The organism is Accumulibacter sp. (assembly GCF_032229525.1).
Taxonomy (GTDB): Bacteria; Pseudomonadota; Gammaproteobacteria; order Burkholderiales; family Rhodocyclaceae; genus Accumulibacter.
This window is the reverse complement of record NZ_JAVTWB010000027.1, coordinates 1-18,764: the sequence shown is the minus strand read 5'-3', so window position 1 is coordinate 18,764 and position 18,764 is coordinate 1. Positions and strand designations below refer to the sequence as shown.

Annotated in this window: 19 protein-coding genes; 12 read left to right on the top strand and 7 right to left on the bottom strand. The window is 63.6% G+C overall.

Going from position 1 to position 18,764, the window contains the following annotated elements:
• The 9 genes from RUW20_RS02110 to RUW20_RS02070 all read left to right on the top strand — a co-directional run.
• The coding region (locus tag RUW20_RS02110; protein ID WP_313950540.1) for an ATP-dependent DNA helicase at positions 1–1,293 on the top strand (1,293 nt) is incomplete at its 5' end.
• Positions 1,293–2,627, top strand: a complete 1,335-nt coding sequence (locus RUW20_RS02105) for a hypothetical protein (RefSeq protein ID WP_313950539.1) — start codon at positions 1,293–1,295, stop codon at positions 2,625–2,627. The genes RUW20_RS02110 and RUW20_RS02105, both read left to right, overlap by 1 nt.
• Complete coding sequence (gene mobB, locus RUW20_RS02100; protein WP_313950538.1) at positions 2,624–3,151, top strand: molybdopterin-guanine dinucleotide biosynthesis protein B; 528 nt, start codon at positions 2,624–2,626, stop codon at positions 3,149–3,151. Before RUW20_RS02105 ends, mobB begins: the two co-directional genes overlap by 4 nt.
• Positions 3,138–4,343: a gephyrin-like molybdotransferase Glp gene (glp, locus tag RUW20_RS02095; protein ID WP_313950537.1), complete on the top strand. Its 1,206-nt coding sequence runs from the start codon at positions 3,138–3,140 to the stop codon at positions 4,341–4,343. Before mobB ends, glp begins: the two co-directional genes overlap by 14 nt.
• An 11-nt stretch (positions 4,344–4,354) precedes the next feature.
• Entirely contained in the window at positions 4,355–4,606 is a 252-nt protein-coding gene (moaD, locus tag RUW20_RS02090; RefSeq protein ID WP_313950541.1) for a molybdopterin converting factor subunit 1, read from the top strand.
• A gap of 1 nt (position 4,607) precedes the next feature.
• Entirely contained in the window at positions 4,608–5,060 is a 453-nt protein-coding gene (gene moaE / locus RUW20_RS02085; RefSeq protein ID WP_313950536.1) for a molybdopterin synthase catalytic subunit MoaE, read from the top strand.
• 164 nt (positions 5,061–5,224) lie between these two features.
• On the top strand, positions 5,225–7,804 hold the full coding sequence (gene clpB, locus RUW20_RS02080; RefSeq protein WP_313950535.1) for an ATP-dependent chaperone ClpB: 2,580 nt from the start codon (positions 5,225–5,227) through the stop codon (positions 7,802–7,804).
• A gap of 107 nt (positions 7,805–7,911) precedes the next feature.
• Positions 7,912–8,145 (top strand): DUF3567 family protein, encoded by a 234-nt coding sequence (locus RUW20_RS02075; protein ID WP_313950534.1) that lies wholly within the window; start codon positions 7,912–7,914, stop codon positions 8,143–8,145.
• Between the two features lie 140 nt (positions 8,146–8,285).
• A complete protein-coding gene (locus RUW20_RS02070) occupies positions 8,286–8,483 on the top strand; it encodes a DUF3460 family protein (RefSeq protein WP_313950533.1) in 198 nt (65 codons plus the stop codon).
• A 134-nt stretch (positions 8,484–8,617) separates the two neighbouring features.
• On the opposite strand, the gene RUW20_RS02065 is transcribed toward RUW20_RS02070, so the two are convergent.
• Positions 8,618–11,308: a bifunctional acetate--CoA ligase family protein/GNAT family N-acetyltransferase gene (locus RUW20_RS02065; RefSeq protein ID WP_313950532.1), complete on the bottom strand. Its 2,691-nt coding sequence runs from the start codon at positions 11,306–11,308 to the stop codon at positions 8,618–8,620.
• Between the two features lie 204 nt (positions 11,309–11,512).
• Positions 11,513–11,956, bottom strand: a complete 444-nt coding sequence (locus RUW20_RS02060) for an OsmC family protein (RefSeq protein ID WP_313950531.1) — start codon at positions 11,954–11,956, stop codon at positions 11,513–11,515.
• A gap of 50 nt (positions 11,957–12,006) precedes the next feature.
• On the opposite strand from RUW20_RS02060, the gene RUW20_RS02055 reads away from it, so the two are divergent.
• The gene (locus RUW20_RS02055) at positions 12,007–12,552 is read left to right on the top strand and encodes a class I SAM-dependent methyltransferase (RefSeq protein WP_313950530.1); all 546 of its coding nucleotides are present in this window, start codon (positions 12,007–12,009) and stop codon (positions 12,550–12,552) included.
• An 8-nt stretch (positions 12,553–12,560) separates the two neighbouring features.
• On the opposite strand, the gene mnmH is transcribed toward RUW20_RS02055, so the two are convergent.
• Together mnmH and RUW20_RS02045 are read right to left on the bottom strand one after the other, a co-directional pair.
• On the bottom strand, positions 12,561–13,613 hold the full coding sequence (gene mnmH, locus RUW20_RS02050; RefSeq protein WP_313950529.1) for a tRNA 2-selenouridine(34) synthase MnmH: 1,053 nt from the start codon (positions 13,611–13,613) through the stop codon (positions 12,561–12,563).
• 29 nt (positions 13,614–13,642) lie between these two features.
• Positions 13,643–14,260: an arylesterase gene (locus tag RUW20_RS02045; RefSeq protein WP_313950528.1), complete on the bottom strand. Its 618-nt coding sequence runs from the start codon at positions 14,258–14,260 to the stop codon at positions 13,643–13,645.
• On the opposite strand from RUW20_RS02045, the gene RUW20_RS02040 reads away from it, so the two are divergent.
• Together RUW20_RS02040 and RUW20_RS02035 are read left to right on the top strand one after the other, a co-directional pair.
• Positions 14,259–14,975 (top strand): ABC transporter ATP-binding protein, encoded by a 717-nt coding sequence (locus RUW20_RS02040; RefSeq protein ID WP_313950527.1) that lies wholly within the window; start codon positions 14,259–14,261, stop codon positions 14,973–14,975. The two genes, RUW20_RS02045 and RUW20_RS02040, sit on opposite strands and share 2 nt — an antisense overlap.
• A gap of 100 nt (positions 14,976–15,075) precedes the next feature.
• Entirely contained in the window at positions 15,076–15,531 is a 456-nt protein-coding gene (locus tag RUW20_RS02035) for a hypothetical protein (protein ID WP_313950526.1), read from the top strand.
• Positions 15,532–15,547: 16 nt separating this feature from the next.
• Here RUW20_RS02035 and hpnE read toward each other — a convergent pair whose 3' ends face one another.
• The 3 genes from hpnE to hpnC all read right to left on the bottom strand — a co-directional run bounded on the left by hpnE (position 15,548) and on the right by hpnC (position 18,547).
• On the bottom strand, positions 15,548–16,840 hold the full coding sequence (gene hpnE, locus RUW20_RS02030; protein WP_313950525.1) for a hydroxysqualene dehydroxylase HpnE: 1,293 nt from the start codon (positions 16,838–16,840) through the stop codon (positions 15,548–15,550).
• A complete protein-coding gene (hpnD, locus tag RUW20_RS02025) occupies positions 16,837–17,670 on the bottom strand; it encodes a presqualene diphosphate synthase HpnD (protein WP_313950524.1) in 834 nt (277 codons plus the stop codon). Before hpnD ends, hpnE begins: the two co-directional genes overlap by 4 nt.
• A gap of 67 nt (positions 17,671–17,737) precedes the next feature.
• Positions 17,738–18,547 (bottom strand): squalene synthase HpnC, encoded by an 810-nt coding sequence (gene hpnC, locus RUW20_RS02020; protein ID WP_313950523.1) that lies wholly within the window; start codon positions 18,545–18,547, stop codon positions 17,738–17,740.
• Positions 18,548–18,764: the final 217 nt, after the last annotated feature.

The following is an 18,764-nucleotide window of genomic DNA, read 5'->3' as shown; positions in this document are numbered from 1 at the left end:
GAACTCCTGCCCGCCTGCAATGCGGTGATTTTCGACGAAGCACATCAACTGCCCGAAGTCGCCAGCCTGTTCTTTGGGGAAAGCGTGTCGACCGCACAGCTGCTCGAACTGGGCCGTGATACGCAGCTCGCCGGTCTGGCGTCGGCGCGTGACTGCCTGGACCTTCCCGGCCTCTGCGACGCCCTCGAGAAAGCGGTGCGCGATCTGCGGTTGACCCTGCCGGTCGAGCCGGCCCGCTTCGCGCTGCTGCAACTCGAAGGACGCGCGGGTTTCGCCGAGCGCGTTGCCGACGTGGTCAGCGAACTCGCAGCCCTTGCCACGCTGCTGGCGACGCAGGCGCAGCGTTCCGAGGGGCTGGAGAGCTGCTGGCGGCGCGCCGGCGAGCTTCTCACCCGGCTGCAAAGCTGGCAGAGCGGAGCCAATGCCGACTTCGTGCGCTGGGGCGAGAGTTATACGCACACGCTGCAGCTCAATGCGACGCCGCTGATGATCGCCGAGATCATGCAGAAGCAGATGAGCGGTCATCCGCGGGCCTGGATTTTCACGTCGGCAACCCTCGCCGTGCAGGACGATTTCACGCACTACTGCGCCGAGATGGGGCTGGTCGGCGCCGACTCGGCGCGCTGGGAAAGCCCCTTCGACTACCCGCGACAGGCCTTGCTCTACGTGCCGCCGAACTTGCCGGACCCCAACAGCCAGGGCTATTCCGAGGCCGTCGTCAAGGCCGCTTTTCCGCTGCTCAAGGCGAGTGGCGGGCGGGCGTTCTTCCTGTGCACCTCGTTGCGCGCGATGCGTCGGACACACGAGTTGCTCGCCGAACAGCTCGAGCACGCCGGACTCGATCTGCCTTTGTTGCTGCAGGGCGAACGGAGCAAGAACGAGTTGCTCGAGCGCTTTCGCCGGCTCGGCAACGCCATCCTGATTGGTAGCCAGAGCTTCTGGGAGGGGGTCGACGTGCGCGGCGAAGCGCTGTCGCTGGTGGTGATCGACAAGCTGCCCTTCGCCCCGCCCGACGATCCGGTGTTGTCGGCACGGATCGAGAAACTGCGCAGGGAGGGTCGCAATGCCTTCATGGAGTACCAGTTGCCGCGCACGGTGATCAATGTCAAACAGGGTGCCGGTCGCCTGATTCGCGACGAAAGCGACCGCGGCGTGTTGATGATCTGCGACCCGCGTCTGATCGGCAAGCCCTACGGCAAGCGTATCTGGCGCAGCCTGCCACCGATGAAAAGAACGCGCCAACTCGAGGAAGCGCTGGCCTTTTTCGCACCACGAACGGCCGCTGAAAGCTGATGGACGACCTTTGCCCCCAAGCCCTTGCCGAGCTGGTGGCGGGTGATTGCGGCGCCACTGCCGAATGGTTGAATCGTGGCTGCGCCTGTGTCTCGGTCGACCACCAGTCCTTGCGACAGGCCCTTGAGGAAGGCGACGGGACCGTGTCTCACGCCGATCTGCTGGCCACCCGGCCGCATCTTTTTTCCGATAGCGTCGTCTTTGTCAGCGAAGAGCACCTGTTGCGCATGGCGCGCACGATCGCGGCGCTTGAAGAGGTGGTGGTGCTGCCGGCGTATCGTCAGCGGGTCCTCTCCTATGCCCCATCGATCGCCCGCCATTCCCCGGCCGCCGCCGGGGTCTTCCTCGGTTACGATTTTCACCTCGGCCCTGACGGCCCGCAGCTGATCGAGATCAACTCGAATGCCGGTGGCGCCTTGCTCAATGCCTGCCTGTTGCGCGCCCAGCGCGCTTGCTGCGCGCCGGTGGCGCGCTTGCTGCCTGCCCCGATGCCGCTCGAAGCGACTTTCGTCGCAATGTTCCGCGAGGAATGGCGCCTGGCGCGTGGTGAAGCGCCTGCCCGCCCGCTGGCGCGCATTGCCATTGTCGATGCGTCGCCGACCGAGCAGTATCTGGCGCCCGAGTTCGAGCTCTTCCGGCAGTCGTTCGAGGCACATGGCATTGCCGCAATGGTCGCCGACCCGACCGAGCTCTCCTTCGACGGTGTGCGGCTGGCGTGCCGCGGCGAGGTGGTCGACCTGGTCTACAACCGGCTGACCGATTTCGCCCTCGAGGCGCCGCAGCACGCGGTCCTGCGCGCGGCGTATCTGGCCGATGCCGTGGTCCTCACCCCGCATCCGCAGATGCATGCGCTGTTTGCCGACAAACGCAATCTCACGGCCCTTGGCGACGCGCAATGGCTGGCACAGATCGGTGTCGGGAAAGACCAGCGGCAGTTGCTGGCAAGCAGCATTCCTCGTACGGTGGAAGTCGTCCCGGCCCAGGCACAGGCTTTCTGGGCCAGTCGCAAGCAGTGGTTCTTCAAGCCGGCGGCAGGTTTTGGCAGCAAGGCAGCCTATCGTGGCGACAAGCTGACCCGGCGGGTCTTCGAGGAGATCTCGCGTGGGGGCTACATCGCCCAGGCGGTGGTCGCTCCATCGGAGCGGCGCCTGCGGGTCGACGGTGTCGAGCAGGATTTCAAGCTGGATCTGCGCAACTACGTTTATCGCGGCGCCGTACAGCTGGTTTCGGCGCGCCTGTATCGCGGCCAGACGACCAACTTCCGGACCCCGGGCGGTGGTTTCGCAGCGGTGCTGCCGGTCTCTTGTCAGGATCAACGGGGAAGCTGTAAATGAAGGTTTTCGGTATCGCCGGCTACTCCGGTTCCGGCAAGACGACGCTGCTCGAAAAACTGCTGCCACGCCTTGCGGCGCGTGGCCTGCGCGTCGCGGTGATCAAGCACACCCATCACCATTTCGATATCGATCGGCCAGGCAAGGACTCCTTTCGTCATCGCCAGGCCGGTGCGAGCGAGGTGCTGCTGGCCAGCACTTCGCGCTGGGTTCTGATGAACGAGTTGCGCGGTGCCCCGGAGCCGTCGCTGGCCGAGTACATCGCGCATTTCTCGCCCTGTGACCTGGTGTTGGTTGAGGGCTTCAAGGGCGAGGCAATCCCGACACTGGAAGTCTATCGGCCGGCCAATGGCAAGCCGCCGCTGTGGCCAGACCATCCCCAGATCGTCGCCGTAGCCAGCGACCAGGCCCTGCCGACGGCGCTCGCTGCAGCTCTCGCGTCACTGGATTTAAATGATCCGGAGGCGATCACCCGTTTCGTTCTCGACACCGTCCAACTTGGGGGAACCAGGCATGCAGACCTTTGAAGAGGCGCTGGCGGGCCTGCTGGCTGGCGCCAAGGCGCTTACCGAGGTGTGCTCGTTGCCGACGCTGGTGACCGCCGGGCGGGTGCTGGCCCGGGCGCAGTTGGCGCCACTCGACTCGCCGCCGCTCGACAACTCGGCGATGGACGGCTACGCCGTCGCGGTTGCCGATGTCCGCCGCCTGGCGACGCCCCTTCCGGTAGCGCAGCGCATCGCGGCGGGTAGCGTCGGCGTCCGCTTGCAGCCGGGGACGGCGGCGCGAATCTTCACCGGTGCGCCGATTCCCGCCGGTGCCGACGCCGTGGTGATGCAGGAACTCTGCCAGCACACCGCCGGCGAGGTACTGATCAATCACCTGCCACAGGCGGGCGAGCACATTCGCCGGGCCGGAAGTGACATTGCTACGGGCAGCGAGATTCTCGCCGCCGGGCAACTTCTGCGGCCGCAGGATACGGCGCTGGCCGCTTCGGTGGGGATCGCCTGCCTGCCTGTCTTTCGTCGCCTGCGGGTAGCCGTTTTCTTTACCGGCGACGAACTGCGGATGCCGGGCGAGCCGCTGCAGGCAGGGACGATCTACAACGCCAACCGTTTCCTGCTGACCGCTCTGCTCGAGCGCCTGGGTTGCGAAGTGCGTGACCATGGCCAGGTCGCCGACGATCTGGCAGCGACGCGTCAGGCGCTGCGCGATGCGGCTCGGGATAACGATCTGATTCTCACCTCGGGCGGCGTTTCCGTCGGCGAAGAGGATCACGTCCGGGCGGCGGTCGAGGCCGAAGGTCGGCTCGAAACCTGGAAGATCGCCATCAAGCCGGGCAAGCCGCTGGCTTTCGGCCGGGTCGCGACTGCCGGGCGCGACGTGGCGTTCATCGGCCTGCCCGGGAACCCGGTGTCGAGCTTCGTCACCTTCCTGATGCTGGTGCGTCCCTTCCTGCTGAAGATGCAGGGTGTCCGTCGAACGGCGCCGCAAAGTTACCTGCTGCGCGCCGATTTCGACTGGTTGCGGCCGGACGCGCGGCGCGAGTTTTTGCGTGCCAGGAACAATGCCGAGGGCGGCGTCGATCTTTTTCCCAACCAGGGTTCGGCTGTCCTGACGTCGGCAGTGTGGGGCGATGGCCTGATCGACAACCCGCCGCAACAGGCGATCCGACGTGGCGACATGGTTCGCTTTGTGCCATTCTCGGAGTTGCTTGCTTGAGCGAGGCGAAGATGCTGAAGATTCTCTATTTTGCCGGTTTGCGCGAAACGCTGGGGCAGGGCAGTGAGCAACTGGAACTGCCGGGCGGGGTGGTGGATGTCGCCGGTCTGATCGCGTTTCTTGCCGCTCGCGGTGGCCAATGGGCAAGACTGACGACGCTCAGGAACCTGCGCTACGCAGTCAATCAGGAGATGGCGAGGCCCGATTCGACGCTGCGTGCAGGGGACGAAGTAGCCTTCTTTCCCCCGGTGACGGGAGGCTGAGATGGCGGTTCGCGTGCAGGAGGCGGATTTCGACGTCGGTGCCGAACTGGCCGCGCTGCGCCAGGGTAATCGACAGATCGGTGCTCTGGCATCCTTTGTCGGCCTGGTGCGGGATGTGAACGACGGGGTCGGCGTCTCCGAAATGACGCTCGAACACTATCCGGGGATGACCGAAAAAGCGCTGGCAACGATTGTCAGCGAAGCGGGCCAGCGCTGGCCAATCCTCGATGCGCTGGTGATCCACCGCGTCGGTCGCCTGTTGCCGACCGACCAGATCGTCCTGGTGGCGGTTGCCGGGTCGCATCGCGGCGACGTATTTGCTGCCTGCCAGTTCATCATGGACTATCTCAAAACCCGCGCTCCGTTCTGGAAGCGTGAAATGACGTCGGCGGGTGCGCGCTGGGTTGATGCCCGCGCCGCCGACGATCAGGCTGCCGAACGCTGGCAGGGCTGATTCCCCATCACCCGGCCGCCTGCGCAGGCCCGGGATTCAAACGCGCAGCGCGGATTTCAGTCACGGATAGCCAGGCCGACCAGCCGCGATAGAAAAGAGCGTTGAATTGTGAGCGCTCGCCCCCACTTACAGCGCACGGACATACTTCTTCTGAGGGGTGCAGCATGCGTCTTGAAAAACTGACGACCAAATTCCAGCAAGCTCTGGCCGATGCACAAAGCCTGGCAGTTGGCCACGACAACCAGATGATCGAACCCCAGCACCTGCTGCTGGCCTTGTTGCAGCAGGATGACGGTGCGACTTCGCCCTTGCTGGCACGGGCGGGAGTCAATGTGGCGGCGCTCAAGGCGGCGCTCGCCCAGGCGATTGCTCGCCTGCCGAAGATCGAGGGGCACGGTGGCGAGGTGCAGGTCGGCCGTGACCTGGCCAACCTGCTCAATCTCGCCGACAAGGAAGCGCAGAAGCGCGGTGACCAGTTCATCGCCTCCGAGATGTTCCTGCTCGGTTTGTGCGACGACAAAGGCGAATGCGGTCGTTTGGCCAAGCAGCACGGTCTGGTCAAGAAGTCTCTGGAGCAGGCGGTGACTTCGGTACGCGGCGGACAGGGTGTCGACACTCAGGACGTCGAGGGGCAGCGCCAGTCTCTGGCGAAGTATTGCATCGACCTGACCGACCGCGCCCGCCAAGGCAAGCTCGACCCGGTGATCGGCCGCGACGACGAGATTCGTCGCGCGATCCAGATTCTGCAGCGACGCACCAAGAACAACCCAGTGCTGATTGGCGAGCCCGGCGTCGGCAAGACGGCGATCGTCGAAGGCCTGGCGCAGCGCATCGTCAATGACGAGGTGCCGGAGACGCTCAAGGGCAAGAAAGTCCTCAGTCTGGACATGGCCGCGCTGCTGGCGGGGGCCAAGTACCGTGGCGAGTTCGAAGAGCGCCTGAAGGCGGTATTGAAGGAGATCGCCCAGGAAGAGGGCAAGATCATCGTCTTCATCGACGAATTGCACACCATGGTGGGTGCCGGCAAGGCCGAGGGGGCGATCGACGCCGGCAACATGCTGAAACCCGCACTGGCGCGCGGCGAACTGCACTGTGTCGGCGCGACGACGCTCGACGAGTATCGCAAGTACGTCGAAAAGGATGCCGCCCTCGAACGCCGCTTCCAGAAAGTGCTGGTCGATGAACCGACGGTTGAATCGACGATCGCCATCCTGCGTGGCCTGCGCGAGAAATACGAGCTTCACCACGGCGTGCCGATTACCGATCCGGCGATCATCGCCGCTGCCGAGTTGTCGCATCGCTATATCACCGATCGTTTCCTGCCGGATAAGGCCATCGATCTGATCGACGAGGCTGCGGCGCGGGTCAAGATGGAGATCGACTCCAAGCCGGAAGTGATGGATCGGCTCGACCGGCGCATGATCCAGCTCAAGATCGAGCGCGAAGCGGTGCGCAAGGAGAAGGATGAGGCGTCGAAGAAGCGTATGCAGCTGATCGAGGATGAACTCCTCAAGCTGGGCCGCGAGTACAACGACCTCGAGGAAATCTGGAAGGCCGAAAAGGCTCAGGTGCAAGGCAGCGCACAGATCAAGGAAGAGATCGAAAAGGTCAAGGCCGAACTCACTCGCCTGCAACGCGAGGGCAAGCTCGACAAGGCGGCCGAGCTGCAATACGGCAAGTTGCCACCGCTTGAGGCACAGTTGAAGGCGGCGGAAAAATCAAACCAGGGCGCGCAGGAGAACAAACTGCTGCGCACCCAGGTCGGCGTTGAGGAAATTGCCGAAGTGGTGGCGCGCGCCACCGGTATCCCGGTCGCCAAAATGATGCAGGGCGAACGCGAGAAACTGCTGCTCATGGAAGAGCGCCTGCATCAGCGGGTGGTGGGTCAGGAAGAGGCCGTACGTCTCGTCTCCGACGCCATTCGTCGCTCGCGCGCCGGCTTGGCCGATCCCAACCGGCCGTATGGTTCCTTCCTGTTTCTCGGCCCGACCGGTGTCGGCAAGACCGAACTGTGCAAGGCGCTGGCCGGATTCCTCTTCGACTCCGAGGATCACCTGATTCGCATCGACATGAGCGAGTTCATGGAAAAACATTCGGTGTCGCGCCTGATTGGCGCGCCGCCGGGCTACGTGGGCTATGAGGAGGGCGGCCACCTGACCGAAGCCGTGCGGCGCAAGCCGTACAGCGTGATCCTGCTCGATGAAATCGAGAAAGCGCATCCCGATGTCTTCAACGTGCTGCTGCAGGTGCTCGACGATGGCCGCATGACCGACGGTCACGGGCGTACCGTGGATTTCAAGAACACGGTGATCGTCATGACGTCGAACCTCGGTTCGCAGATGATCCAGCAGATGTCCGGCGATGATTATCAGGTGATCAAGCTGGCGGTAATGGGTGAAGTGAAGGGCTATTTCCGGCCGGAATTCATCAACCGCATCGACGAAGTGGTGGTCTTCCATGCGCTCGACGAAAAGCACATCAAGTCGATCGCCGCCATCCAGCTGGCTTACCTCGAGAAGCGCCTGGCACAGATGGAGTTCAAGCTGGAAGTGGCCGACAGCGCGCTTTCGGAGCTTGCGGAAGCGGGCTTCGACCCGGTATACGGTGCGCGTCCGCTGAAACGCGCGATTCAGTCGCAGCTCGAAAACCCGTTGGCGAAGGGGATTCTCGAAGGGCGTTTCGTCGCCGGAGACACTATCCGGGTGGCTTGTGAAAACGGCATCATGCGTTTCGACAAGGCGTAGGTGGTTGCGATGCCATTACGCAGGTCACCCAACAGCGGTTGCGCTGCGGCCGATGATTCGGGCGCCGTCGTGCCGGCTTTGCCCGTGGCGGAAAAGGAGTGTTGCTCATGAACCTGGTCTACGACAGTGCCAACTACGCGATCCTCGCGTACCCCGTGGAAGAGGGGTTTGAACTGGTGGACAAGCTCGCCAGCCGCAGTCTGTTTGTCCAGGGCTCGGTGGCCAGGGACTTGCGCAGAACGCTGGACGAGATCCCGGCCAGCGAGCGTGACGAAGAGTCTATCGATGCCCTGCTCGATACCTATTGTGCGGGCGCCGCGCGTCCGATCGTTCTCCACTGAGCTCGCGAACCAGTTTCCCCATGCCGCGGCATGCTGTCCGGCGCCGGCAGGGCGCATGCCGCCATTCCGTGAGCGTATAATCAGGCTTTCCTCGCCGGCTATGCCGGCGACAACGTCTTTATCTTTTGGGGGTAGGCCAGATGGCCTTGTACGAATCGGATCACACCAAATTCATGCGCGAAATGCTGGCCAAACACCCCGAGTGGCTTGAGGATCAGCGCCGCGGCCGGGCCATCTTCTGGGACCGGAAGGTCGACCTGAGCGAACAGAAATCCTACCGGGAAGCCAGCGAAACACATCGTTCGTATCCCTACGACGTGAATTTCGAGCAGCAGTAAACCCGCAGGGGTTTGCTCGGCAGGAGAATCAGTGAGCGGGCTGGGTTCCGCCGACTCATGCTTCTCCCGGGCTGCGCCGAGGCGGCAAGCTCGCTTGCCGGTGAGCGCCCTGCCCGTGTCACCCGCTCGCGGTCCTAGCTGCTCAAAGGTTTGATCACGCGCTTGACGGCCGGGTCGTCGGGGTGCGGGTGGATGGTGAAACCAAGTTTGGTCATCAGCGTGAACATCTTGGTATTCATCGACAATACATCACCGACGACGGTCCGATAACCCTTGGCGCGGGCGCAGGCAATCAGCGCGCCCATCAGTTTGCGGCCGACGCCGTGCTTCTGCCATTCATCGGCAATGGCCAGGGCAAACTCGACCGATTCGCCATCGGGGTTGGTGACGTAGCGGGCGACACCAATCTGAACTTCCTTGCCCTCGGCGTCGAGCAGGGTCGCCACCAGCGCCATTTCGCGGTCGTAGTCGATCTGGGTGAAGCGCACCAGCATCGCCTGCGTCAGTTCGCGGATGCTGTCCATGAAGCGGTAGTACTTGCTTTCGTCGGATAGCGCGATGACGAACTGCTGCTCGCGTTCGGCATCTTCCGGGCGGATCGGGCGAATGGTTACTGCTCGGCCATCGGGAAGTTCCCAGTCCTGGATCAGATGAACCGGGTAGGGGTGGATCGCCATGTGCGAGTAGCGATCTCCCGACGGCGCGGCATAGTCGATGACGATGCGGGCGTCAGCGGCGATGGCGCCGTTCTCGTCGACGATCAGCGGATTCAAATCCAGTTCCTGCAGCGAGGGCAGCTCGCAGATCATTTGCGACACGTGCAGCAATACGTCTTCCAGGGCCTCGAGGTTGACCGGTGGCATGTTGCGGAACTCACCGAGCAATTTGGAGGCGCGCGTCGAGGCGATCAGATCTCGCGCCAGGAAGCGGTTGAGCGGCGGCAGGGCAACCGCCCGGTCGCTGAAAACTTCCACTTCCGCACCGCCGGCACCGAAGGTGATGATCGGGCCGAAGATCGGGTCGCGCGATATGCCGATCATCAGCTCGCGACCGTTCGGGCGGGCCAGGTACGGCTCGATCGACACGCCATGGATGCGCGCCGTCGGATGTCGCTTCTTCACCGTCTCGATTATGTCGTGATAGGCATTGCGAACTGCCGGTGCGTTGGTGATGTTCAGCCGTACGCCGCCGACCTCGCTCTTGTGGAGGATGTCAGGCGAATCGATCTTCATGGCGATCGGAAAGCCGATCTGTTCGGCCAGCAGCAGCGATTCGGTGGGCGTGTGGGCGACCATGGTTTGTGCGACCGGAATGCGGAAGGCACGCAGGATGGCCTTCGATTCCATTTCCGAGAGCAGCTTGCGGCGCTCATGCAGCACTGCCTCGATCAACATCTTGGAACCTTCGGTCTCCGGGCGGGCATCTTTCGACAACGGGGCCGGTGTCTGCAGCAGGAGCTTCTGGTTCCAGTAGTAGGTGGAGATGTGGTAGTAGAGTTCGATCGCGGTTTCCGGCATGCGGAAGGAAGGGATGCCGGCGTCTTCCAGCATGCCGCGTGCCTCGCGCACCTGTTCCTCGCCCATCCAGCAGGTGAGAATCGGCTTGGCGGTAAGCAGGTCGACGTCGATCACCGCTTTGGCGACTTCCATCGGCTGGGTCATTGCTTGTGGCGAAAGCATTACCAGCACCCCGTCAACCTGATCGTCCTCGGCGACGGCAAGGATCGCGTCGTGATAACGCTGCGGGGTTGCATCGCCCTCGATGTCGACCGGATTCCTTTGCGACCAGGTCTGCGGCATGGCCGCGTTGAGCGCCTGCATGGTGCTGGGTGACAGCTCGGCGAGCGGAATCTCGAGATCGCCGGCACGGTCGGCCGCCATGGCGCCGGGTCCGCCACCGTTGGTAATGATCGCCAGGCGTTTTCCCTGCGGGCGGAATTTCGAGGCCAGCGCCTTGGCAGCGTAGAACAATTGCCCGATGTTCTTCACGCGTACCACGCCGGCACGGCGGACCGCGGCGTCGAAAACGACGTCCGAACCACCAGCCATGCCCGAGTGGGTCTCGATTGCCGCCAGCCCGCCGGCGTGGCGACCGGCCTTGAGCAGGATAATTGGCTTGATGCGTGCCGCCGAGCGCAGCGCGCTCATGAAGCGGCGGGCGTCGCGAATCCCTTCGACGTAAAGCAGGATGTAATGAGTGTGATTGTCGTAGATCAGGTAGTCGAGGATTTCGCCGAAATCGACATCGGCAGTCCCGCCCAGCGAAATGACGCTGGAAAAGCCGATGTTGTTGCTGCTTGCCCAGTCGAGGACGGCCGAGCAGATGGCGCCCGATTGGGCGACCAGCGCCAGGTTGCCGAGGTGCGCGTGGACGCGGGCGAAGGTGGCGTTGAGGCCGAGATTGGGGCGAATGATACCCAGACAGTTCGGGCCAAGGAGGCGGACCCCGTAACTGCGGGCGATCTCCATCATCTTGCGCTCAAGCGCGGCACCCGAATGACCGGCTTCGGCGAAACCCGAGGTGATCACGATCGCGTTCTTGACGCCGCTGCGCCCGCATTGCTCGATGATCTTCGGGACCGTCTGTGGTCTGGTGACGATGATGGCCAGTTCGACGCGAGCGCTGATCTCTTCGATCGACTTCAGCGCCGGCACCCCCTGCACCGTTTCGTGCGCCTTGTTGACCGGGTAGAGACGTCCTTTGTACCCGGAATTCAGGATGTTCTTGAACAGAACGTTACCGACCGAATTCTCCCGATCGGAGGCGCCGATGACTGCAACGGACTTGGGTTCAAACAGGGTGGTGAGGTAGTGATGTTCTAGCATGAAAAGATTCACCTCTTGTTCGAGATGCCCCGCACAGGTTATTGTTGCACTGCATCAATTTACCACAAACGGCCCGTCAAGTCTCTAGATTGAGGCCTTCCGGTGAGACCGCTGTGTGACATTTGGCACGCCGTGCGAGTCCCTGTGCGTGCTCCGGAGCGCCGCTCGATGCGTGGCGTGAAGTGGCGCGGTCGAGGGCATCGCCTAGGTGGCCGTTGCGACTTCGCGGCAGTCGGTGAGCATGCTGTCAATGCGGGTGTCGGATTGCAGGGTACGGTGCATTGGGCATTTGTTGGCGATGGCCAGTAAGCTGTTGCGCTGCTCGGTCGTCAGCTCGCCTTCGAGGGTGATGGTCCTCGCAATGCGATCAAGCTTGCCACCGCCTTCGACGACGACCTGGTCGTGCGTCAGCGCGACGCTGACCCCGGCCAGCGGCCATTGTTTGCGTTCGGCATACATGCGCAGGGTTATCGAGGTGCAGGCGCCAAGTCCGGCAAGCAGCAAGTCGAAGGGTTCGGGGCCGGCGTCTTCGCCGCCCATCGAAACCGGTTCATCGGCAATCAGGGTGTGCTTGCCGAGGCGAACGGTTTGTTGATAGGGTCCCAGGCCGTTCTCACTGACGACCACCGATTGCTGTGCTTGTGCCATGCTTTGATCTCCGAAAGTTTCGCGCAATGATAAAGGAAGGAAAGCCCGGTATGACGATTTCTCCCGCTGATTCTCCTGCGTCACCGTGGGTGCAGCGCTTTGCCCGCCTGCTTCCCGAGCAGTCCGAGGTGCTTGATCTGGCCTGTGGAGAAGGTCGGCATTCCCGCCTGCTTGCCAGCCTCGGCCACCAGGTGGAAGCGGTGGATCGGAATCCGCAGGCCTTGGCATCCGTGCAGGGTCTTCGTCGGGTGTCGGTGCTCCAGGCTGATCTCGAAGCTGGCGTCTGGCCCTACTGCGGTCGCGCGTTCGCCGGCATCGTCGTCACCAACTATCTCTTTCGTCCGCGGATCGAGCAGTTGCTGGATTCGCTCGCCGACCCCGGCGTGCTGATCTACGAAACCTTTATGGTCGGCAATGAGCGTTACGGCAAACCGTCGAATCCTGAATTTCTCTTGCACTCGCAGGAGATGCTTGGCTGGGTGCAACAGCGGGCCTGGCGGGTGATCGCCTTCGAGGAGGGGCAGATCGACATCCCGCGACCGGCGATGGTGCAGCGCCTGTGTGCCGCGCGGGGTGCCGTTGCCGCCTGCCTTTGACTATCGGCCTATCTGCGGCAGACGGCGAGCGCCAGTGTGTCGACGCCGGCGGGCGTCAGATCATCGCTGACGAAGTTTGCCGGGGCCGAGAAGCCGCTGTAGTTGCGAGTCTGCGAGCGCTTGTACAGCGGGTCATAGTGCAGTGCCAGTAGTTCACTCACCAAGTCCCGCCACTGGCCATCGCGCGCGTAGTCCTGCCAGCGCTGGATCGTTTCCGTGCTCTGCAGATTGCGCAGCGGATGAAGGCAGGCATTCAAGCGTTCGGGCGCGGCCAGGAAGTAGTCGTAGTCGCGCAGGAGGAAATCGACACGCGCGTCGAACGACGCTTCGATATTGAGGCAGTCGCTGGCACGCATCGTTTCGATCAGCGCTGCCGGCACCTGCAGCGAACCGATCTTGCGGCTTTCAGCCTCGACATAGACCGGCCGATGCGGGTCCAGCGACTGCAGCGCGGTCAGCAGGCGCGACTCGAACATCTTCTGTGATGGCTGTGGCGAGTCCGGCAGCACGCCAAGCACCGAGCCCTTGTGACAGGCGAGTTCCTCGAGGTCGAGCACCTGTTCGCCGATTCGCCCGATGGCCTGCAGGATGCGGCTCTTGGCGCTGCCGGTGGCACCACAGATGACGGTGAACCGAAGTTGGCGCGGCAATTCGGCCAGCTTGTCGACCACCAGTCGGCGATAGGTCTTGTAGCCGCCTTCAAGCTGCTGCGCATCCCAGCCGATGCGCCGGAAGACGTAGGTCATCGAGCCGCTGCGCTGACCACCACGCCAGCAGACGATCAGCGGCCGCCAGCTCCGCGGACGCTCGACAAAATGCGCGCGAAGATGTCTGGCGATGTTCTCGGACACGTACGCCGCGCCAAGTTTCTTGGCCGCGAACGGGGAGACCTGCTTGTACAGGGTGCCGATTTCGATCCGCTGCTGGTTGTCGAGTACCGGGCAGTTGATCGATCCCGGGATGTGGTCCTCAGCGAATTCGGCGGGCGAGCGAACGTCGATGATCTCGTCAAACGAGTGCAACTCGCTGATCCGCTCGACGGTCGCGATGTCATTTTTCATGCGGCGGCAACCCGATCGATGGCAACCCGCTATTCTAGCAGCGGGGCCAGTCCACGCCAGACATTGTCGAGCAGCAGCGGCTGCGCTTCGGCCGTTGGATGCAGATTGTCGGCCTGAAACAGCTTCGGCTGCGTGGCCACCCCGTCGAGCAGGAAGTCCACCAGGGCGGCCTTCCGGGCCCTGGCCACGGCGCCGAAAACGTCGTGAAAGCCGATCGCGTAAGCACCGTAGTTGGGTGGCACGCGCTGCCCGACCAGCAGTACGCGCGCCTTCCTGCTCTGGGCACTGGCGACGATGGCGGTGAGATTGTCGCGCAGCTGTGCCAGCGGCAGGCCGCGCAAGCCGTCGTTGGCGCCGAGAGCAAGGACGACGACCTGCGGCGAGTACCTGCTCAGGGCCGCATCGATGCGTGCGCGGCCACCGCTGGTGGTTTCTCCCGAGATGCTGGCATTGACGACGTTATAATCGAGACTCTTCTCGTGCAGGCGCTTGGCCAGCAAGGCTGGCCAGGCCGCATCCTGGCGAATTCCATAGCCCGCCGACAGCGAGTCACCGAAAATCAGTATGGTGCGCGCCGCCTGTACCGTTGGGGCGAGCAGCAGCAGTCCGGCGAGCAGCAGACAACGGCAGTTCAGGAAGCGGAGCATGGTTCAAGACGCATCAATGGTGATAGAGGTTCGCGAGCTGGACAAACGTGTTGATAACGGTGGCGAGCCGTTGACCATTCTGCACCAGATTTCGTTCGTCGTCGCGGCCGGGGAGACGGTGGCGATCGTCGGCGCGTCGGGCTCGGGCAAGTCGACGCTGCTTGGCCTGATGGCCGGCCTCGACCAGCCGAGCGGCGGTGCGGTTATACTGGCTGGCGAGCATCTGGGTCGACTCGACGAGGACCAGCGCGCCGTATTGCGCGGCCGCCTGTTGGGTTTCGTCTTCCAGACGTTTCAGTTGCTGCCGTCGCTGAATGCTATCGAAAACGTGATGCTGCCGCTCGAACTTGCCGGCACCGCCAATGCTCGCGCCGAGGCCGAGCACTGGCTGCAGCGCGTGGGCCTGGCGCATCGTCTGCGGCACTATCCGAAGCATCTCTCGGGCGGTGAGCAGCAACGCGTTGCGCTGGCGCGTGCCTTCGCGCCCGGACCACGGCTGGTACTTGCCGACGAGCCGACCGGCAATCTCGACGCGGTGACCGGGCATCAGGTGATCGACCTGATGTTCGCCATCAATGCCGAAAGCGGCACCACGCTGATTCTGGTCACCCATGACGAGGAGATTGCCGCGCGTTGCACTCGTCGCTTGCGGATGGAGGCCGGACAGTTGCAGGAGGTTGGTAGGCAAGGGCCTGCAGCGGCGAAACAGTCGTAGCGAGCAGGCCACGATGCAAGGCGCCAAGGAAGGGAATACGTGATTTCATTCCGCGCCGGCAGTAACCCAAAGTAGCTCAAACTCGATAGGAAAGGTTCTCATGCCGCTCATGGTTGAACGTGTAGCAAACCTCAAAACCCCGGAAGAATGCGCCATGTTCGAGAAGAACGTGCTGGAACGCGGGCGCCCCGATCTGGCCATTGCGGCTCGCAAGCGAGCGCTCGAACTGCGCGCGCAGAAATACGGCGCCAGCACGGAACCCGAACGGCAGTGCCTGGAGGCGGTTTATGCCTACGAAAGTGTCCTCTCGGCCAGGAACGGCAAGGCGACACGCGATCTGCGCACCTGGCAGTTGATCAAGCGCCATGGAATCATCGGTGCCATCGAGCGAACAGTGGCTCGGCCGGCCGAGGCCACCGGCCACGAAGCCTTGCTGGCACTGGGCCTCGAGGATTATGCGTTCGAGGTGGTCATTGTCCGTCACCGTGATCTCTTTTCAGCGAGTGCCGTCGAATGCGCGCAGGCGCGTATCGATGAATGGACGAACGCCGCGTGACGTCGTCAGTCTGCGATCAGCCTCTGAGCAGGATCTCGCGAGCGGCGGTGAGGCCACTACGTACGGCCGCTTCCAGCGTGGCCGGATAGTCGGCGCAAACGTAGTCACCCGCCAGCCACAAGCCAGCCCGCGCGGTTCTGGCGCTGGGGCGGAGCAGATTGGGGCGGCAGGAGAAGGTCGCGCGCCGTTCGCGGATCACCCGATGCCAGAGCATGGCCGGCAACCTGGTGTTCAGCGCGGCAGCGAGTTCGTCATCCAGCGCCGTCAGCAGTGACCGGTCGTCGAACGCCTCCCAGGCGCCGTGGCCGCTGAGGACGAAAGCCATTACCCCAGGCGTACCGCATAGCGCGCCACGGTCGAACACCCACTGGCCGATCTGCCCGCTGCCATGGGCACTCAGCCCGAGCATCGGAAAAGGCAGGCGCAGGTGTGGCGGGTAGCCACAGTAGACGGTGCCGATGGGCTCGAAGCGGTAATCTGCGAGCAACCGGGCGACGGCAGTGGTTTCTTGTTGCTGGGCGAGCAGTGTCGCCGCGTGCTGGGGGCCGACGGCGAGGATGATGCGGTCGAATGGCTCGCCGGCGACAGTGAAGCTGGCGTCGATCGAGTGGACACGTGTCGACAGGCGGACTTCACCGCCGCGCGCGGCGATGAAGTCCGCAGCGGCTGCCGGGAACAGGCGATCGAGGTCGGCGGCGGGCAGCAGCAGGTCGGTTGCTGCACGACCCCCCCCGAGGCTGTCGCGCAAGGTGTTGACGAATATTCGCGCCGAGGCCTCTTGCGGCGCCGTATTGAGTGCCGCCAGGCAGAGGGGTTCCCACAGGTGACGGCGCAAGCTTCCCTGTTGGCCATGGCGATCGAGCAAGCTGGCGACCGTGCAGTCCGCAGCGAGGCAATAGCCAGTGCCCTGCAGGAAACGCATGAAGCGCGCGGCACTGATCTTCTCCGCCAGGCTGGCGCCCTGCGCCATGAGCAAGCCTGTCGCCAGGTGCCAGGGTGCCGGCAGGCGTGGCAGGCGTAGCCGGAAAGGGTGTGGCCGGCTGGCCGGGAAACTGAGTTGGAGCGGCAGGCGCCGGAGGTGCCGATCAGGATCGGCGCCGACTTCCTGCATCAGGCGCAGCGTCTCGCTGTAGGCACCGATCAGGATGTGCTGGCCGTTGTCCAGCCGCTGGCCCTGGATTTCGACGCTGCGGGCTCGTCCGCCGAGCTGCCTGGCCGCTTCGAAGAGCGTTACCCGCGTTCCGGCTTTCGCCAGTTCGACGGCGGCTGACAAACCTGCCCAGCCGCCGCCGATGACCGCCACCCTCATCCACGCACCCAGGTTCGCCAGGCGATCCACAACTTGCGTATCGGCGTCAGCGAGGTGCGCTGGGCGAGTACCCGGCAGCCGTCGCGTTTGATTTCGCCCAGCAGCGTGCGGTAGATCGCCGCCATCACCAGGCCGGGACGTTGCGCTCTGCGGTCGCTGGCCGGCAGTTCGTCGATTGCCTGCGTGTAATAGCTCTCGGCGCGTTCGATCTCGAACGCCATCAAGCGCTGGAAGTTGTCGGTCTGGCGGGCGTTGAGGATGTCGGCGGCGGTCACCTCGAACCGCTGCAGATCCTCCATCGGCAGGTAGATCCGCCCCATGCGCGCATCTTCGCCGACGTCGCGAATGATGTTGGTGAGCTGGAAAGCGAGGCCGAGATCGTGCGCGTACTTCTGCGTTCGGCGGTCCTGATAGCCGAAGATTTCAGCCGCGAGCAGGCCGACGACGCTGGCGACGCGGTAGCAATAGAGCGACAGCGCCTTGAAATCCAGGTAACGCGACTGCTGCAGGTCCATCTCCATGCCGTCGATGATTTCCTGCAGCTGCTCCTCGGGCAGGTTGAACTCGGTGCTGGCCGCCTGCAACGCCTGCGTCACGGGATGCTGCGGCGTGCCGCTGTAGACGCTGCTCAGCTCCTGGCGCCACCAGGCCAGCTTGGTGGCGGCGATTTGTGGATCCTGGCATTCATCAACGACGTCATCGACTTCCCGGCAGAAGGCATAAAGCGCGGTGATCGCCCGCCGCTGATTCTGCGGCAGGAAGAGGAAACTGTAGTAGAAACTGGAGCCGCTGGCGGCGGCTTTTTGTTGGCAGTATTCGTCGGGTGTCATTCGCGATCTCGGGATGTGTGTGTGGCCCAGGCAGTAATTCTCACATGACTTGCCTGGCTTGCCGGTCCTACATGAACAGCGCGCGGCTGCCGATGCGCAACCAGTCGCCCGGCCCAAGCTTTGGCCGCTGCTGGAAGACATCGCCACGCGCGCGGCGAATCCTCTCCAGGATGCGCAGGCCGCCCTGCACCGTCAGCCGTATTTCCCAGCCCATCCGGCCTGGCAGTTGATGGACCAGCGCTGCGCCGTCCAGCATCAAGGCCTGTGTCCGCTCGGTCTGGAAGGCGAGCAGCGCCGTCCATTCCGTATTGCAGCGCCCCGCCGCAATCTGTGCTTCGGAAATCGCGAAGCGGGCGAGGTCGTCCTGCGGCAGATAAACGCGGTCTTTTTGCCAGTCGATGGCGACGTCCTGCCAGAAATTCACCAGCTGCAGCGCGGTACAGATGCAGTCCGAACGGTGCAGGTTCTCTTCGTTGGCGCAGCCGGCCAGATGCACCAGCAGGCGGCCCACCGGATTGGCTGATCGTCGGCAGTAGTCGAGCAACTCCGGGTAATCGGCGTAGCGCTTCTTGACCACATCCTGCGCAAAAGCGTCGAGCAGGTCGCGGAAAAGCTGCAGCGGTAGCTGCCACTCGGCGATGACCAGGGCCAATTCGCTGAAGGCTGGCGTGGCAGGGCGCTCGCCGCGCTCGATGCGGTCGAGTTCGTCGCGGTAATCGGCGAGGCCCTGCAGGCGCTCGGCGTCGCTGGCATCGCCTTCGTCGGCGATATCGTCGGCGCCGCGGGCAAATCGATAGATGGTTTCGATCGGCCGGCGCAGGCGTCGGGGGAGCAGCAGCGATGCAACGGGGAAGTTTTCGTAGTGATCGACAGGCATTCTGGAGCGGGAGCATGAAGCCAACGGCGCAGAAGTGCTCTTGGCAGCTGACAGTATAGGGTTGTCGCGGTTAAAATGCCGCTCTGGCATGGAGCAGCGGCATCGGTGAGCCTATCGACTAGCCGCTTGCGCCTTGCCTGTGACCAGCCTTTCGGCTGGCAATGCCCAGGTGGCGAAATTGGTAGACGCAGCAGGTTTAGGTCCTGCCGCCGCAAGG

What these genes read in the sequence shown, in the direction of transcription:
- RUW20_RS02045 (WP_313950528.1), bottom strand. Translation starts at nt 14,260, where the DNA reads ATGCTCCGCTTCCTGAACTGCCGTTGTCTGCTGCTCGCCGGACTGCTG.
- mobB (WP_313950538.1), top strand. Translation starts at nt 2,624, where the DNA reads ATGAAGGTTTTCGGTATCGCCGGCTACTCCGGTTCCGGCAAGACGACG.
- hpnD (WP_313950524.1), bottom strand. Translation starts at nt 17,670, where the DNA reads ATGACACCCGACGAATACTGCCAACAAAAAGCCGCCGCCAGCGGCTCC.
- RUW20_RS02075 (WP_313950534.1), top strand. Translation starts at nt 7,912, where the DNA reads ATGAACCTGGTCTACGACAGTGCCAACTACGCGATCCTCGCGTACCCC.
- RUW20_RS02055 (WP_313950530.1), top strand. Translation starts at nt 12,007, where the DNA reads ATGACGATTTCTCCCGCTGATTCTCCTGCGTCACCGTGGGTGCAGCGC.
- RUW20_RS02070 (WP_313950533.1), top strand. Translation starts at nt 8,286, where the DNA reads ATGGCCTTGTACGAATCGGATCACACCAAATTCATGCGCGAAATGCTG.
- RUW20_RS02065 (WP_313950532.1), bottom strand. Translation starts at nt 11,308, where the DNA reads ATGCTAGAACATCACTACCTCACCACCCTGTTTGAACCCAAGTCCGTT.
- hpnE (WP_313950525.1), bottom strand. Translation starts at nt 16,840, where the DNA reads ATGAGGGTGGCGGTCATCGGCGGCGGCTGGGCAGGTTTGTCAGCCGCC.
- glp (WP_313950537.1), top strand. Translation starts at nt 3,138, where the DNA reads ATGCAGACCTTTGAAGAGGCGCTGGCGGGCCTGCTGGCTGGCGCCAAG.
- RUW20_RS02040 (WP_313950527.1), top strand. Translation starts at nt 14,259, where the DNA reads ATGGTTCAAGACGCATCAATGGTGATAGAGGTTCGCGAGCTGGACAAA.
- RUW20_RS02105 (WP_313950539.1), top strand. Translation starts at nt 1,293, where the DNA reads ATGGACGACCTTTGCCCCCAAGCCCTTGCCGAGCTGGTGGCGGGTGAT.
- RUW20_RS02060 (WP_313950531.1), bottom strand. Translation starts at nt 11,956, where the DNA reads ATGGCACAAGCACAGCAATCGGTGGTCGTCAGTGAGAACGGCCTGGGA.
- clpB (WP_313950535.1), top strand. Translation starts at nt 5,225, where the DNA reads ATGCGTCTTGAAAAACTGACGACCAAATTCCAGCAAGCTCTGGCCGAT.
- moaD (WP_313950541.1), top strand. Translation starts at nt 4,355, where the DNA reads ATGCTGAAGATTCTCTATTTTGCCGGTTTGCGCGAAACGCTGGGGCAG.
- hpnC (WP_313950523.1), bottom strand. Translation starts at nt 18,547, where the DNA reads ATGCCTGTCGATCACTACGAAAACTTCCCCGTTGCATCGCTGCTGCTC.
- mnmH (WP_313950529.1), bottom strand. Translation starts at nt 13,613, where the DNA reads ATGAAAAATGACATCGCGACCGTCGAGCGGATCAGCGAGTTGCACTCG.
- moaE (WP_313950536.1), top strand. Translation starts at nt 4,608, where the DNA reads ATGGCGGTTCGCGTGCAGGAGGCGGATTTCGACGTCGGTGCCGAACTG.
- RUW20_RS02035 (WP_313950526.1), top strand. Translation starts at nt 15,076, where the DNA reads ATGCCGCTCATGGTTGAACGTGTAGCAAACCTCAAAACCCCGGAAGAA.